A 15860-nucleotide genomic window follows, 5' to 3' on the forward strand; every position below is an offset into this window, starting at 1 on the left:
ACCGGCGTGGCAACGGATAATATCGTGGCCACCGGTCTGGTTTACCAGTTCTGATTTACACCTTCATAACGAAAACCGGTCACTGGCTGACCGGTTTATTATCAGAACAGGGTAATGTTCAGAACAGCATAATAAACGCCGCGTCATGTAGCCCGGACTGTCTTCAGCCCCCCCTGAAAAGACTGACTGGCACGTCACGTGGCCGTTAAGCGCGGAGGTTAATGTCATGGACATTGTGGATAAAGCACAGCAGGCTGAAATGGCCCGGATTCTGCAGCTTCTGGCCTGCCGGCTACGCCCTGTGCTGCCATTAACGGGAAAATGTCATAACTGTGGTGAACCCCTGCATGAGGCCCGCTTCTGCGATACGGACTGCCGGGACGATCATGAGCGGCGTTTTCGTGCCAGGTTAGTAAACGGCATGCGCGCTCGGGGTGCTCAGTATTGAAGCATGTTTCACTGCTGACGACAGGAGTTGACTGCCCCGCTTTCTCGTTGCGCTAATGAGTCCGTTATATGCCACTGCTTAATTTTGTATTAACCGTATGACCAACCCTCATTTTTATACAGCGCGCAACACTGGCCCTTTTGTGTTGCGCTTTTTTATGCCCGGCGCCGGGCAGCGCAACTCACTGACGGAGCGGTACCATGCGATATTTCCCTCACCTGCTGATGACTCCCCTTTACCTGTTGCCGGTGGCGCCGGCCCTGGCCGACAGCCCCCCGATATCGCCCTGCCGGAGTGCCGATATCCGCCTGCACACCGATGACCGTGACGGCCTGTATGACGGTATGTTGCAGGGCGGTATGTCCCTGGTGTTATACAACGCCGGAGAGGCCCCCTGCATGCTGCCGCCGCGTCCCGTGCTGGCATTCAGCGATGCGGAACACCATCCTGTGACGGCGGAACGGCGCACGGCCCGGGGCATGTATCCGGGACCGGCGCTGCCGCCGGTGATTGTGCCTGCCGGGGAAGCCCTGCAGATCCTGCTGCGCTGGGTGGCCAGCGATGCCTTTGACGGCGGTCACTGTATCCGGCCGGGGTTCGTGTCGCTGGCGCTGGACGGCGGTACGCTGTCGGTGCCCTTTAACAGGACGATGTGCGCGGCAAAAGGGCAGACCGGCTATTACTCACAGTCTCTGACCGGTACGCCGTAAGCGAGCCGGGTATGAAAATCGGTTACCTGTATCCATTGTCATTTTTGTAGTGATCGTGTCCCTGCTGTTATGGTTTGTCCCGGGCGGGTATGCGCAGTCAGGGCAGTGATTTGTAGAGGAAGATAGCGGATATCAATGTTAAGGAATATGAGGAATGGATGAAGTGGATCTGGCCAGCCAGGCCGAACAGATGAGGCTGGAGCATCTGCTTCGCAGCAGAACGCGGGCGTCGCTGCCGATGACCGGACTGTGCCACAATTGCAGTGCTCCCCTGAAGGACGTGCATTTTTGTGATGCGGACTGCCGGGATGATTATGAAAAACGGCTGCAGTATCATCTGCGTCGCTAAACGTACATTTTCGTACAGTTGGGCTTCGGACTCCTTATTCAGGGACAGAGCATACTCAGGCGATGAGAGGACAAATTTAACTCAGCGAGTACAACTGGTCAGATGCATCAGGGTACTGACGTTTCGGCCCCGCGCCCTGTCATTTAACACTTATGTTCAGCGTTTGAGTCCCTCCGTCCTGCGACTTAAGCGTTTGTGGCTGCGTTTCTTTCGGTATAACAAACCAGGTCATTGCCGGGCCGTTGATATCAAAATCACTGAATCCAACACCACTCAGCACGGGATTATCCCAGGTTCTTATGTAATAGCGTTTTTGCCCGAGGTCGGCCACAGATATCCACTGCGTGTAGTCACCCGGAACACCCTTATCCCGGATAAGTCCTTTCGGAATAGTAAAGCTGCTGGCAATATGCTCTGCCATTCTTACCCCCGGCAGCCCCCCCGCAGTCTTCTGCGCTGACCGTACCAGCAACACCGCCCGGACAAAGCGGGATGCAGAGGTCGGGTCTCCCGGCATGCCACGAAGCCCGTATCCCACATCCGCAGGTGTACCTGCCACATCATCTGCTGAAGTTGTGGGTACATTTTCCGGGGTCAGATTTGCATAGTTACGCAGATTTGACAGGTGCCACGCGAAGTCCGGCGAGTTCGTCATCACCCCCGGCGGGTTGTCGTACACCTTCAGTTTGCCGTTTACCGGCTCAATGACGATGGAGGCTCCGGTCGCATCATGCAGGGTATAATGTAACGGGGGGACAATCCCCATATCCTTCAGCGTCACGGACATAATCCGTATCGTCGGTAATGCTGCCCTGACCTCTGCCACCGATGAAAAATTCGTCAGTGCCCAGGTCAGAAATTCCCACGGCGCCAGCCCCTGTCCTGCACCGACCTCTCCTGGCGCGGTATAGCCTGCCAGACCGGGAAAATACAGCGCTCCGCCTGTCAACCCTTTCTCATTCATACCATCCAGCATGGCGGGCATGTTGAAAACATTCATGCCTGTTACCGCATATTTTGCTTTCCATACAAGGCCTTTCTGGCCCGTCAGCGGCAGGTTTCGTGGCAATCCGACCAGTCGGGATTTAGTGTCCATCGCAAACTCCATGGTTCGCGCATAGATACGGGTGTGGTCGGTCGCAGGCAGCACCAGCGTGGTACAGGCATCTGTAGATGGAGAAATTAGCACAGCCCCCAGAGCCACACCGGTCAATACAGCGCTCACTGTTTGTCTTAACAATTTAAGCATGTTCATTAACAGACCTCCTTAACCCCGGGTCGCCGTGGAAGGAACCACCAGGCATTTTTGTGGACTACAGGGGCAATCTGACTGATGATCGGTATATGCCTCACTGGTGGTCAGAAATATAAAGAGCAATGTGGATATCAGTCCTGCAGGATGATACGACCAGTGACTGTCTGATAAAATCAGCTTGCTTGGCATGGATTAAATTCTGATATATACAGAACTTCACTTAACAGCCAGTTCGCAGGACCAGTAAACGTAACAATAAAACAAACGTCAACACTTAAAAAATTACACTTACCCGATTTGTGACAATATCCGAATTAATCCATGCAGTTTGCGTGGGAATGTTTTTTAAAGCACATGATAAAAATAAATAAACATTAAAGGGCTTTAAGCCAGGTGAGTGCGAAGTTACAAAGAGTGACGAAAAAGTGTCATCTCCTTCGCTAACATTTTAAATTCAGACAAAAATCACTCTTATTTAATGCATCCACTAAATAACGCCGAGAAATTAAATAATTGAACTCCTTCTCACTTTATACATTTATTAATTATTAATGCTTGCCTGAAACAGCACCCAATGTATATCTGTTAACAACATTTATCACAACGTGTGGTCAATTATGAAATGCGAAGCAGAATTCCCTGACGTGTTCCAGGCCAGTACATTATCCGGTATGTTTGACGCTGTATTTGAATCCTGCGGAGATAACATCGCACTCGTCTGTAAAGACACATGGTTAAGCTACCGTAACCTGGATTTTCTGAGCCGCAACCTGGCTGCCTATTTACAGAGCCTGCGAAAACTCAGCCCCGGAGACCGGGTTGCCGTGATGCTGCCAAACTCACTGCAGTATTGTCTGTCTGTCATTGCAGTTTTACGGGCCGGGATGGTGGTGGTTAACATAAACCCTCATGCAACAGGCTATGAAGCCAGTAAATTTGTCGGAGACAGCGGTGCCAGAGTCATCATTACGCTTCCCTCCCTGGTCGGGTTATTCAGTTATGATGACACGCTGCATGTTATCGAAGCCGATACAGACATACCGCTCACCACTGATGCAGACGATGTCAGTACCGAACCTAACCAGAATAATCACGTGCGGTTTGATGTCACCCTGCATGACGGACGCTTTCACCGGATGACCAGACCCGCAATAACCCGCGACAGCCTGGCCTTTCTCCAGTATACCGGGGGAACAACGGGTATATCCAAAGCGGCCATGCTGAGTCATGGCAACATCATGGCCAATCTTGCCCAGGTGAAAACCGCCTGCGGCGACCACGCAAGCTACGGTGAAGGAAGAGTTGTTACGGCACTGCCCCTCTATCACATTTTCTCTCTGACGGTGAATTTTCTTTTCTTTGCCGCGACCGGAGGAACAAATATCCTCATCCCGGACGCCCGGAACACCACGGACATCATCAGCGCCATGCAGCGATACCGGTTTACGGCCTTTGCCGGCGTGAATACGCTGTACAGCCATCTCATTGCGCATCCGGATTTCCGGCATGTCGATTTCTCATTCCTGCGCTTTTGCGTCAGTGGCGGAACAGAACTGACCCGCAGGGTGGCAGAGCAGTGGCTGGACATCACGCAGAAAACCATTCTGGTCGGTTATGGCATGACCGAGTGCTCACCGCTGATTTCAGTGCAGCCCTTTGATACTACTGACTGCCAGGATAATGCTGGTTTTCCGGTGGCAGATACCGACATCAGGATTGTCGATGCAGAGGGCAGGGATACTGCTGACGGAGAAAAGGGAGAAGTCCTGATCAGGGGGCCCCAGGTCATGAGCGGTTACTGGAACCGACCGGATGAAACCCGGGCTGTGCTGAGGGACGGCTGGTTTTCCACCGGTGACCTGGCCACCCGTGACGACAGGGGTTGCTTAAAACTGGAAGGCCGAAAAAAAGAGATGATTATTGTTTCCGGATTTAATGTGTATCCGGTGGAAATTGAAACGGTGCTGTTACAGCACCCGGCCATCAGCGAAGCGGCCGTCACCGGCGTTCAGGATAAAGTCACCGGGGAGGCGGTCTGTGCGTTTATTGTTATACAGCCAGAGAACGCGGTCACGGAGCATGAGGTCAGGAAGCACTGCAGGCAATACCTGACATCGTATAAAATTCCCTGCCGCATTCATTTTCTGGACGCCATTCCAAAATCGGGGGTTGGAAAGGTACTGAAATACAAATTAAAGGAAATGTTTCCCTGAACAGAGGAGCGCTTATGCATAACCCGTCAACAGATCTGGTTGATGCTCTGGAACGCCTGAACCGGCTGCATCATGACTTCAGAAATGAGGTAAACAACGCGCTGATAAATCACGGGCTGACACTGTCAAAAGTAAGAGTGCTGAAAGCAATCGAGGAGCATGAGGCATGTAATGCAACGGAAGTGATGGCTGTTCTCAGCTACAGCTGCCGGAGCGTCACGGAATCTCTCGAATCTCTCGAGGTTGCCGGACTCATTACCCGGCATAAAACGCCCGGAAACAGAAAAGTTAAAATCATCTCACTCACTGAGCAGGGTCAAGACCGGCTACATTTAGCCATGCAGGTCAGGAATGACATACTGACCACGTTGCTGTCCTGCCTTGAAGGGAGTGAGCTGGTCCTTTTCAGGAATATAATCAATAAAATCTGGTTAAGCCACGGTCAGAATAAACATCCCGGTGAATAACGGAGGGTAAAGAATGCAATATGGCGACCTGCAAAAACTGAACACCCAGATGCTTTGTGATATTGTTGATAACCTGAATATCAGCAGCGGCTATGATACGGAACTGATAAGGACGGCAGTTAACATGAACCAGCTCTGGGCCATTGAACTGGCTTATCCCGGGCATACGGATAATACTGAAATCCCTGAAGAGGTTGATTTCATCAATAACATCATGCATTTATTTCATGCCTTAAAATCCGCTTTCAGCAATTTTAATGAACAGGAAAAACGACAAATCACCCGGATGATCCCTGATTTTTCCGAAAGGTATGACCTCGAATTCTGTGGTTTTCACCCCGACACGGAAAGAAATATGACCGATATATCCCATCTTCTGGTGATGCTTGGTTATTATTCAGAGGGCGATTTACTGAAAAACTCCTGCACTCCGGCAATAGGCCGGCATATACAAATGCTGGAGGTTTTTATGCATTCCCAGGACAAACAGGTAAAGAAAGAAATAATTCCGCCAGAAATTTTCTGTGAGATAATTCTCGCAGGTCGGATTGATTGTGCACTGAAGAACGCATTAAACAGAAAGAAAGAGGGTGTCTCTGTAGACAAATATTCCCGTCCGGGACGTGGATAACTTCAGTGTAATGCTCCGCCTGAGCTTTACCAAAACGCAGCAGCTTATAATCATAAATGCTGGTAAGATCCTCTGCGGCCAGTACCGTTGTCAACACTAGTGATATAAATTCTTCTTATTAGTCTTATATCATTGGCGCTAACACATAACAAAGTGACAAAATATCGCGGCCATCCATTACAGTCATTGCCGGGTGTACGGCGCTGAGACCTGTCAGCAGCGGCTGGTAAGCATCGCTTTTTTCATTATCCGAATCCTTATTCATTAGTTGTTACAATGAACTAACAAATAAGGGGCAGGCACTGGAGGGTGCTTTGTCTGTATATAGGTGTCTGTTAAGTCCATGTGACCAGTGCGGGAGAATTCCTTGCGGCAAGTGATTCGCTTTCTGCGGTACGACATCCTGGAGGTACGTTGCAGGCGCGCCCTGAGTTCGCGTAATGTCGGGCCCGATAAAAAGCTGTGCGTATTCCGTTGAGATAAATCTGGTGGGGCAGTTTCTGGTTTCTTTATCATTGTTTCAATTAGCGATTCAGAGAGTTGATGATGTGCTGATACTGCCCGCTCAGCGCCTCAATCCACTCATCGGACAAATGCGACAGGCAAACTGTGCTGTCACCGCACGCCTGGTGTTCCTGCAGCCAGGTGGTTTGTTCATCCTCCAGCACCCGCCCGTCAGCACCACCTACCGCAGCATAGTGTACGTGGTCGTCATTATGCCCTCTCCCCCAGTTCCGGTCGGTGCAGATGGCTTTTTCATCGGGCGCGGTGACGCTGCAGCAACAGAGGACGAAAGAGAAGCGGGTGACTTCAGCGAACGGTGAAAATGATGCCACGATAATACCCCTTTATCCAGTGCCGAACATTAGACACATATCCTGGCGGGAGACTGATAGCATCAACCCGGTCCGTTTACTGTTTATTGATATTTCTGGACAGCGGCTTTTCCCCGTTGCTATGTCTCTGGACGGAAGCGGCATAATGAAATGGTGTTAAATTAAAGGTGTTCTGATGGGGGATGTTATGACGGTGAGTTTAGCGACAGAAAAGCGTGAGATGAACACAACTGGAGGGAGGAGAATGCGTGCCAGCAGGGCACAACGGGAAAGGCAGATTCAACTGGATATCTCAACGTTTCGTGAGCGCATGCTGCGACTGGCTGATAACCTGACGGTATGGCTGGAAGGTCGTGATGTTGTCATCATCCGGCGGGAAATGGTGCCCGCCAGTGCGGCAGGGGCGTATACCGTCCCCGGTATTGTTCTCAGGCATGGCAGAAATTGGGCAGGTTTTACACCACAGGCACTCTACAGCGTTAAGGGAGGGACTGAGCTTAAAGGTGAGGTGCATCTGGTGACGGATAACCCCCACCGGAGCCCACGGACTGAAAAATACATGCTTTGCATGTCGGGGCATCTTTTATCCACGGCGGACTGGGCGATACACAGTGCAGGGTGCACGCCGGACAGAGGGAAGATAATGACCAGGGAGTTATTACTGGCAGCCATTGCGCCTTTGTTTGACGACGCAGCATGAGCTGATTATTCCGGACTGGGTCGGCGAGTCAACATAACAGGGATACCGGATGAACGTCACCACGTTGTTGATACCAGAATATTGTCCGCCAGAAAAGAGGTTTATCCACTAGCCCGTCAGCAGCATCCGGAACGCTGGGGTAAAGAAATTCTCAACTGGAACCCTATACATGAGGTGTATCTGAACCCTGAGAAGGAAGCGGCATAATGTAATGTTATTACAAACGACGACAACTGCCTTGAGAAACACCGGAATACGCAAGCGGCATTAACCTGCTGGTCATATTGTTTTTTGTCTGCGAAGTAATCGCCCCCGGGCCTTCTCCACTGATTTGTTGCTCCTGTCTGGGAATAACGTGGTCTGTTGTTCTGCAACACTCAAATGCATATTTTCCTCTAGCAGTGCCCATTCCTCATCACTCCAAGGGCGAAATCCGGTTTTACTTTCACGGGATTTCTTCAGCCCCAGCCTTTTCGCCATCACTCTGACGGCAACCTTATTCCTGCCTGGCAGTTGGTGCATGACTGCAGTACCTTCTACCGGGTACCGTGCTTTCAGAATACGAAGTTCATCTTCCCGCCAGAAACGACCGCTAAGCACCCCCATCGCCTCGGCCCGGGAGAATATCGCACTGACACTTCTGCCCGGCAGCAGGCGGGTCAGTTCTTCAGCCTCCATACCCTGCGAATAGTGACGACGGATAATGTCCATCTCCGCTTCGCTCCAGGGGAGCCTTTTCTTGCCGCGACAGCCCAGTTTATCGGCCATCAGTCCCACTGCACCCGGAGTACGTTTCAGAATCGCGGCAAGCGCTGCCACCGGCATCGTGCCGTAGTTATTTTCCAGAAAGGATAAATCCTTTAACGTCCAGAGCGTAAAATGGTTTTCAGGTTGTGTATTATCGTCGCGTTTCATGAGGTAGACATTCCGGGGTAGATGATAAGATTGTAATTCGCACAGTGTTATCGCGGAGCGAGTGAGTTAATGGTATCTGTCAGCATCCTTTAAGGCTGGCATAGACAGCGCGTAGCGGTTCTGTAACTGGCGAAGATGCTGCGCGACATGCTGTTCCGTCTCGGCCTGACTGGCATTAAGGTAAGCCCGGTTGTTTGTTGACAGTAACGCCTATGCGCCGGTGAAATCGTTATGAGCCAATTCCAGCTCCACAGTGAGCAATGAGATCTCCTGAAACTGAGAGTCATCCATTTCTGGCGTCAACTGGCTGAAAAGCTCACTGGCCTGCTGAAGCCCCCCCCTGGGGGATACACGTTTGGCGAGCAACTGCCAGTTGGTTTTGCTGCATTCGCTGAAGTGACATTACGGAGTCAGTCTGCGCCGGGCTTTTCAAGAGGACGGCATTGCGGTCAACAGGGCGAACGGCGCAGCCGGTGAAAAACACGGCCGTCGCAATCAGCAGAAAACAGCGTGTAACTTTTCTACAAAAACCATCAGACATCAGCATGCCGCTATCCTGTTTGTTGTTTTTACACTCAGCCATCTACCCGGAATCAGAAGAATCACCAGACCGGGTTATACGGCGTCATCGAAGAGTGGCACAATAGCGGTCATCAGTAACTCGCTGGTCAGTACCGTTCCTTTGCCCGGCGTGCTTCCGTCGTAATGTGTTGCCCGGTCGGCAGCGGATAAAAGACACCCTGACATGCTGAGCATGTATTTCATGGTACGGAGATGGCAGCGGGGATAATCAATCCGCCAGCGTGACCTCACCTTTAAGCTCAGCCCCTCCCTTAACGCTGTAGAGTGCCTGTGGTGTAAAACCTACCCAGTTTCTGCCATACCTGAGAACAATACCGGGGACGGTATACGCTCCAGCTGACGTGACGAGCACCACTTCCTGAAGGGAGGTATCTATATCGCGACCTTCCGACCATACTGCCAGGTTATCCGCCAGCCTGCGCATACGTTCCCGGAGCTACGCATATTCTGCAGGGCCTGCTGCTTCACCCGCTCACGGCTGGTACGCTGCCGCCCTCCCCCTACGGTTGCGCTCGTCTCATGCATTTATTCTGCTACGTCGGATTCCACCTTCATACCCCCCTTAGTGACCCAATGTTCCATCACTTCGTTTCCGGCAAAATACTTAACAACGGGAAAAACTCACTGTCCAGTGATATTAGGTCTCCTTACCCTTGACGCCCACCGTCTCCCGGCAGGACAGATATCACCCAGCAACATTGAATACAGGATTACCGCAATGACGCCATCATCGATATTCAGACCGGTCAGCAACATGGCATTCGCATTTCTGTTGCTGCTGCCCGTAGCCGGCTCTGCCGCCAGCTTCAGTTGCAGCAGCATCAGTTCCCCCGATGAAAAGGCCATCTGCGCAGACCAGGAGCTGAGCGAGAAAGACGTCAGAATGGATACGACTTACGACATGCTGAAAAAGGTGATACTGACGGGAGGGCGCGGCGCACTGCAGGATGAACAGATCACCTGGCTGCAGAAACGTCAGCAGTGCGGTGACAATACCATCTGTCTGTCGCATATCTACGATGACCGCATTGATGAACTCAATGACCAGTATCAGCATATTGTGTCTTCACTTAATCGCTGAGGAAAGGATGAAGAAACCCGTAACGGAACGGCAGGATTTTCCGGTTCAAAAACATCACAGCTTTTTGTCCGCTCCGACATTACGCGAACTCCGAGCACGTCTGCAACGCACTGCCGGGATACACAGCCGCAGAAAATGACACACTTCCCGCGACACAGCTTCCGGATAAACCACCTATCCCGTGCCTGTTGCTTATTTTTTAACACCCTGTAATACACTGACAAATAAGGATTCGGATAATGAAACGATGCTTACCCGCCGCTGCTGGCAGATCTCAGCGCCGTACACCCGGCAATGACCGTAATGGATGGTAGCGATATTGTGTCACGGTGCTATCCCCAACAGCACAGTGACCACATGGCTTTCGTCTGGGGGACACCTATGCTTTCGCGGATTACTGGCGACTGAACACTTCCACGTCATGGACCATGAGTATCGGCACTAATCATGGTAATACCAGCCAAGTTTCCCTGCTGACCGGGCCATTTGTATCAGATTAACGACATGCCGGGTCTTTACGCTCAGGTGAGACAAGCATTCTTTCAGAAAGATGGGGGCGGGACGAAATGGGATTACAGGATAGTGGATACAACATAATCCAGCTGGCTCAACCGCAGCAGGAAGAGGAAAGATGCCTCGACATGATGGTTACTGACTACAAGACAACGGTGCAGAAACACTGCCGACTTCATTGATATCTGAGGCTAGCAGAACACGGCTCTGCCAGCAGTGTGGTGCGCACCCGGAACCCTTAGAATTTATCCTTTCGCCCTCCTAGTATGGTGAGAGCATCGAGAAAGAAATTAAGAGACTTTATTTACGCCGTGATGAGCTTCGTGAGCCTGTCGCCAGCCTTAAACAAAGGTCCAGCTTCGTTCAGCAAGGACGGCAATGCTCTACGTCGAGAATGATCTTAAAAAAACTGAGCAGAGGATTAAATAATAATGGGCTGTTCCTTTATCGTTCGGCATAATTTGCGCTACGAATGCTCTCGAAAAGGCTGAAAGGGGGAGCTATTGACTGTTTCGGGACTGTTAAGGCCTTGGTGTGTTTGATAGTGCTGGTATGGCTGCTCAGCGAATCAAAATGCACTTTGTTTAATTCCCGTACACTTCCCGTTGCCATAATCCAATCTTCATTTACTGGAGGTCGGTCATGCTGATTTCGAAGTTACTCATCACCATAGGAATTGCTGCCATCATTTACTTCCTGGTTATTTTAGCTATGGATCGCTTTGGTATTTGAGCCAGAAGGTAATGCACCGTCACCTTATCGGGTTGATGGCATGCACTGTAACCCTTCTTTAAAATCATTAATTTTAATTAATCACAAGAGGTTACTATGACAAAAGATGAAGATATGGACCGCATCTGCCTTGAGATAGGCAAGGCGGTTATCGCCCTGCAGCAGAGAGGGCGGTATGTGTGCGTGGGTGAAATTTTCAGTTATCTGAGCGATGAGCTGCTGGATGAAAACACCATACCGCGAAGAGGAGGTGTCCTGTCCAAGGCAATGAACCTACTCACTACAGAACTGGATGACTAATGCTTTGGTTCGAGATAGCAATCTGTATCTTCTGGGTTATTTTTCAGGTTGTGTTGCTGATACGACTGGTCAAGAAATTACGGGACTGAAAATTTGTTCAACAGCAGTGAGTTAGGTAATAGCGCAGCCGGGCGCTTAACGCTATCTGTCTCGGGCATTTGCAAAATGGTGTCTATATCGATCAAAGTTGGATTCCTGCCGAGCAATTGCGTATTCCGATGATTTCGGTCAGCGATTCCGATCACGCTTCTCGCGCTGGTTATTTATCATTCTAGTTTTTAACTCGTCTGATCGGTTTGCGCCAGTTTTCGCATGGATTCTCCTTTGAGCTCAACCCGGTGGCCGTTATGCAGAAGCCTGTCCATAAGCGCATCCGCAACCGTGGGTTACTCACTTTTCCAGTTATAACATAACCACAAACAATAATGTTTACGTGATGATGAGTATGTACCCTGCTACCGCAAAAAGCAGTGCATAACCTCGCAGCTATTAATGCCCAATCATTACAAGAAGTAAATTTTTCTGTCATTAACAGTAGTCCCCTAGATTAACGCGACAACAAAATCAATGGAGTATCAAAGTATGAAAGTCACTGTTGGACAGTTTATTGTCTCCCTGGAAAGGGAGATTAATGCAGTGTAATGTATTGAGTTAATGCGAGAGGCTGCGCTACAGAAACCGGAATGCTCGCTCTGCCGGTGGCTCAACTTGCACGAGCAGACGACGATCCAGATTTGTCGGTAAAGTCGGTGCAAACACTGACAGGTGGTTTTATTGGCCTTCTGCTTGACGAAAACCGCAATAACACCATGACAACCATCCTGACGATTCATGTATTCTCATCCCCAGGCAGGGCAACGCATACCCTGGTGGCACTGCAAAATGGTTAAATTATAGCCCGGTACGACATGCTTCATCTCTATGATGCATTTAGATGCAGGAACGGAACTGCCTGCAATTATAGGGGTTGAAGGAATGCTGGTAGGATTAATAACCTGCTATGATCTGCGTTTCGCCGAACTGGAGCTGTCGCTTGCCCAGGAGGGCGCTGAAATGCATGTTTTACCCGCAGCTTGGGTGCGTGCCCCACAAAATGAACATCACTAGTCAACTCTGTTTGCAGCCAGAGCTCTGGATACGACTTGCTATGTTGTGGCACCCGGAGAATGTGGCCCCCGCAACATTGAGTAAAGCAGAATCGTCGTTCTTCTAGGGAGACCATCGCCGAAGCAGGAGCAAATCCGCAACTGATTTTCGCAGATATAACGCAAGAAACTGTAAAACAAATTCGAGAGCAACTTCCCGTCCTGCAGAATCGTCGGTTTGCGCCGCCGTTGTTACAGCCTTAAAGCATGCATGAAAACCATTAATATTGATACCCGCACCTCCCGTTCTGATAATTCGCCGCGTCTGGTTCTTTCATCGGTTTCCAGACACTGCACAGCTTGTAGGATTCCGCATGGAAGCGGTGCTGTGCAAATTACTTTATGGCGGTGCGGTTTTTTCCTTTCATCTTGCGCTGATCGGTTTAATCTAAATCGCATCGCCACCATCTATGGTTACGCTTTCTAGATCCCTGTTTTTCATCGTACTCGTCATTATGGTTATCGCCTCCGCTTTTTTTTCTTGCCGTATAAAACTCCCGTTATGAACATCGCGCTGTCCGGTTCCTTTGCCGGTTTGCCGGACAAAGAGCGCAGCATCTTCTGAGCAGTTGAGCTGCACCACCATCCTGTAGGGTTATTTGCTATCCACGGCGGCGCCCCCCGGAACATCATTTTGCGCCGCCGTTTTTTTTTTCATTTTCCACCTTTCACGTCACTTTCTATCGAAGGCACAACAACCCCCGTCCCCAACATTGGAGAAATGTAATGAGTAAATTTCAGTGGGATCCGACGCAAGACCAAACTTATACGACAGCAGATGGAAGTCAGAGGGTACTGACCCCAACCCTGAGCAGAAACGCAGGTGCATCATTTACCATGAATGCCATGGAGCAAACTCTCAGCCTTGAATTACATCACCCAACCAAACCTGGACCTCAATGGTACCAATGGGGTGATGAAGGAAATTGGCTGACGAAAACAAATATTAATGTAACTGCTGGCACCTTTAGAGTGACAGGAAATGGAGCTAACAGCGCGTTAGCTACTGATGGCGAAACAACTGTGAATGTATTCACGTCCGGAACTGGCTGCCTTGCGTTCACAAATTTAGAAATATTAAATTTTGGGACAGAGCTTGGTAATGATGAGTCTTTTAGCTCCGTTAACACTACAGAGGAATCATCAATACTGGTTAATGACTGCGGTGTAGTAAACATTGAATCAAATGTATACATCTCTGAGTTCTCCAGAGTAGAAATAAAAAGCCCAAATTTAAATATTACAAATTACAGCAATCAAAATTTCATTATATCAAGCCAGCCCAATGGTTTGGGTGAGTACTCATTCCTCTATGAAATGGACTTAACATACCCCACCTTCCCTAATGATACATTTCTTGGCTCAATAATATTTAAGAGTAATTCAAAAAGTAAATTCCAGGCAAAAACCATTAGAATTGGAAGCCACCTACTGGAAGATAATGCCAGCGTCATAATAAACACAGATAACTACTCTTGCATGAATACTACAAACTTGAGCAAAGGTTCCCCAGAGTTAACCATTGCGCCATTATACAATGATTTCGTATTTGATCTCTCCCCAGAAAGCATAGGATATCCTGAAGGTATGTTTAACTTCATTAAAAATGATGGCAAAAACACCGGGAGTCTGACGATATCTACTAACAACAATAACAGATTTGGATTGGAATATATGCTACAACAAAAAATGATTTACATTAACGCAGCACCAACATTTTCGTCAGCAGAATTCGATGTGGATTTTACGACAAAAACTGGTTACATGATCATTAAGCTCAGAAATATCTGATATCCTTCTGAGAATAAAAACCAGCCCCGATTGCCTGCAACAGTTCGAGGGCTTCGTATATTTTAGGGTACAAAAAACCAGCTCAGGGCTGGCATTTACTATCGGCTACTTACTAGCTTACCAGGTCATTTTGGTTTCTCCGGGTTCACCCTGTTCACCCTGTTCACCCTGTTCACCAGTACGCTGTATTTCTCGCAAGCTTCAAGGTAGAGTTTTTCTTATTCGGTGGCCATATCATATTTAACGGCGAGACTAAACTGTTCATTGATTTCATCAGCCTCACGATGTTGTCTTTTCAGTTCTTCCCTAGCTTTCTCCATTTCTACGGCATATTCGGCACCTGTATCAGTCCCTCATTTATCACCATCCCAATTATTAAATGAAGTTACCGGCGCGAGAAGCATCTAGCCGTCAGGATGTCGCTTATTCTGGTGAAGATGAATGGTTATTCCCCCCAGTGGCAGGATAGTTGTCGCATGATAACCCAGCCTGAGATAATACTCATGACTGCATTTTTCTACGGGCTTGGGATTGCTGTTCACCTGCTGATGCAGAAAATCAAAGACTGACAGATAGTAATGCGCCTGAGCTGTAATTGACGCTTGTGCCTGAAGTCTGAACAACCAGATACGAAAAAGTCCACGCGTTAGCATGGACCTGATATTCACTTCTGACTTCACATAGATTTTATTCAGACACTTTCCGGGAGCTGTCGGGTTTATTATTTTTGTTAGTGGCAACCAGGGGGAGACTTACTCCCGGTTGTAAAGATTTAACTATTCGGGAGTGTTGTGTACCTTGACGAGATGATTCCGAATGGCCCGGTCTGCCATTGATGGTTACCAGATGGACGCCATCGTTTCCCGTTTGTGCGAGTTCTGGTGCGGCCAGGGCGGAAACCGTTATCAGCACCCCGCCGAGTAAAGTACATAATTTACTGCACATTATTTGCCCTTATGAAAAACATATGTGGTGTTGCAGTGTGGAGTGCCTCTCCATGAGCCTTTGGTCAGCCACTCTGACTCGCGACTTGTTGGTAATCCATCTGCTGTTTCGCCCCACGCACAGTGGGATTCACCGCAACAGTAAAGCACACTACCCAACGTATCGTTCCTGACGAAACCGGTTTGCCAGCGTGCTTTACTGTTCGCCCTCCCGTCACTCCGGGTTAATCCTTCATCGCAGACAGGAA

15 protein-coding genes and 2 pseudogenes are annotated in these 15860 nt (G+C 49.4%); 11 read left to right on the top strand and 6 right to left on the bottom strand.

Annotated elements, in window-relative coordinates; genetic code table 11:
* The first annotated feature begins 226 nt into the window (after nucleotides 1-226).
* From AAIR21_RS26600 to AAIR21_RS26610, 3 genes are all read left to right on the top strand, one after another.
* A complete protein-coding gene (locus tag AAIR21_RS26600; RefSeq protein ID WP_422701471.1) occupies nucleotides 227-448 on the top strand; it encodes a hypothetical protein in 222 nt (73 codons plus the stop codon).
* Nucleotides 449-648: 200 nt separating this feature from the next.
* The gene (locus tag AAIR21_RS26605) at nucleotides 649-1158 is read left to right on the top strand and encodes a DUF4232 domain-containing protein (RefSeq protein WP_333168997.1); all 510 of its coding nucleotides are present in this window, start codon (nucleotides 649-651) and stop codon (nucleotides 1156-1158) included.
* Nucleotides 1159-1312: 154 nt separating this feature from the next.
* On the top strand, nucleotides 1313-1507 hold the full coding sequence (locus AAIR21_RS26610; RefSeq protein ID WP_333168996.1) for a hypothetical protein: 195 nt from the start codon (nucleotides 1313-1315) through the stop codon (nucleotides 1505-1507).
* 139 nt (nucleotides 1508-1646) lie between these two features.
* On the opposite strand, the gene AAIR21_RS26615 is transcribed toward AAIR21_RS26610, so the two are convergent.
* Nucleotides 1647-2762, bottom strand: coding sequence for a choloylglycine hydrolase family protein (locus tag AAIR21_RS26615; protein WP_422701781.1), 1116 nt, complete (start codon nucleotides 2760-2762; stop codon nucleotides 1647-1649).
* Nucleotides 2763-3379: 617 nt separating this feature from the next.
* On the opposite strand from AAIR21_RS26615, the gene AAIR21_RS26620 reads away from it, so the two are divergent.
* From AAIR21_RS26620 to AAIR21_RS26630, 3 genes are read left to right on the top strand one after another with little or no spacing between them, the layout of a single operon-like run.
* The gene (locus tag AAIR21_RS26620; protein ID WP_333168994.1) at nucleotides 3380-4975 is read left to right on the top strand and encodes a long-chain-fatty-acid--CoA ligase; all 1596 of its coding nucleotides are present in this window, start codon (nucleotides 3380-3382) and stop codon (nucleotides 4973-4975) included.
* Nucleotides 4976-4989: 14 nt separating this feature from the next.
* The gene (locus AAIR21_RS26625) at nucleotides 4990-5442 is read left to right on the top strand and encodes a MarR family winged helix-turn-helix transcriptional regulator (RefSeq protein ID WP_333168993.1); all 453 of its coding nucleotides are present in this window, start codon (nucleotides 4990-4992) and stop codon (nucleotides 5440-5442) included.
* 13 nt (nucleotides 5443-5455) lie between these two features.
* Nucleotides 5456-6073, top strand: coding sequence for a YfbU family protein (locus AAIR21_RS26630; protein WP_333168992.1), 618 nt, complete (start codon nucleotides 5456-5458; stop codon nucleotides 6071-6073).
* Nucleotides 6074-6597: 524 nt separating this feature from the next.
* Here AAIR21_RS26630 and AAIR21_RS26635 read toward each other — a convergent pair.
* Nucleotides 6598-6909: a hypothetical protein gene (locus AAIR21_RS26635; protein WP_333168989.1), complete on the bottom strand. Its 312-nt coding sequence runs from the start codon at nucleotides 6907-6909 to the stop codon at nucleotides 6598-6600.
* A gap of 244 nt (nucleotides 6910-7153) precedes the next feature.
* Between AAIR21_RS26635 and AAIR21_RS26640 the strand changes: the two genes are divergently transcribed.
* A complete protein-coding gene (locus tag AAIR21_RS26640; protein WP_155404633.1) occupies nucleotides 7154-7609 on the top strand; it encodes a hypothetical protein in 456 nt (151 codons plus the stop codon).
* A 279-nt stretch (nucleotides 7610-7888) separates the two neighbouring features.
* On the opposite strand, the gene AAIR21_RS26645 is transcribed toward AAIR21_RS26640, so the two are convergent.
* The 3 genes from AAIR21_RS26645 to AAIR21_RS26655 all read right to left on the bottom strand — a co-directional run bounded on the left by AAIR21_RS26645 (nucleotide 7889) and on the right by AAIR21_RS26655 (nucleotide 9530).
* Nucleotides 7889-8524 carry a hypothetical protein gene (locus AAIR21_RS26645; protein ID WP_047356304.1) on the bottom strand — a complete coding sequence of 212 codons (636 nt, stop codon included), beginning with the start codon at nucleotides 8522-8524 and terminating at the stop codon, nucleotides 7889-7891.
* Between the two features lie 615 nt (nucleotides 8525-9139).
* The gene (locus AAIR21_RS26650; RefSeq protein ID WP_333168987.1) at nucleotides 9140-9280 is read right to left on the bottom strand and encodes a hypothetical protein; all 141 of its coding nucleotides are present in this window, start codon (nucleotides 9278-9280) and stop codon (nucleotides 9140-9142) included.
* A gap of 34 nt (nucleotides 9281-9314) precedes the next feature.
* Nucleotides 9315-9530 carry a hypothetical protein gene (locus tag AAIR21_RS26655; protein WP_333168986.1) on the bottom strand — a complete coding sequence of 72 codons (216 nt, stop codon included), beginning with the start codon at nucleotides 9528-9530 and terminating at the stop codon, nucleotides 9315-9317.
* A 330-nt stretch (nucleotides 9531-9860) separates the two neighbouring features.
* Between AAIR21_RS26655 and AAIR21_RS26660 the strand changes: the two genes are divergently transcribed.
* Complete coding sequence (locus AAIR21_RS26660; protein ID WP_047356311.1) at nucleotides 9861-10187, top strand: lysozyme inhibitor LprI family protein; 327 nt, start codon at nucleotides 9861-9863, stop codon at nucleotides 10185-10187.
* Between the two features lie 1341 nt (nucleotides 10188-11528).
* Nucleotides 11529-11732: a hypothetical protein gene (locus AAIR21_RS26665; RefSeq protein ID WP_333168985.1), complete on the top strand. Its 204-nt coding sequence runs from the start codon at nucleotides 11529-11531 to the stop codon at nucleotides 11730-11732.
* Between the two features lie 278 nt (nucleotides 11733-12010).
* Here AAIR21_RS26665 and AAIR21_RS26670 read toward each other — a convergent pair.
* Nucleotides 12011-12103, bottom strand: a pseudogene (locus AAIR21_RS26670) (ATP-binding protein); the annotation flags it as partial.
* A gap of 211 nt (nucleotides 12104-12314) precedes the next feature.
* On the opposite strand from AAIR21_RS26670, the pseudogene AAIR21_RS26675 reads away from it, so the two are divergent.
* A pseudogene (locus tag AAIR21_RS26675) lies at nucleotides 12315-13081 on the top strand (nitrilase-related carbon-nitrogen hydrolase).
* Between the two features lie 522 nt (nucleotides 13082-13603).
* Nucleotides 13604-14668: a hypothetical protein gene (locus tag AAIR21_RS26680; RefSeq protein ID WP_333168984.1), complete on the top strand. Its 1065-nt coding sequence runs from the start codon at nucleotides 13604-13606 to the stop codon at nucleotides 14666-14668.
* The last annotated feature ends 1192 nt before the right edge of the window (nucleotides 14669-15860 follow it).

The organism is Enterobacter sp. PTB (genome assembly GCF_051130085.1).
GTDB lineage: Bacteria > Pseudomonadota > Gammaproteobacteria > Enterobacterales > Enterobacteriaceae > Enterobacter > Enterobacter ludwigii.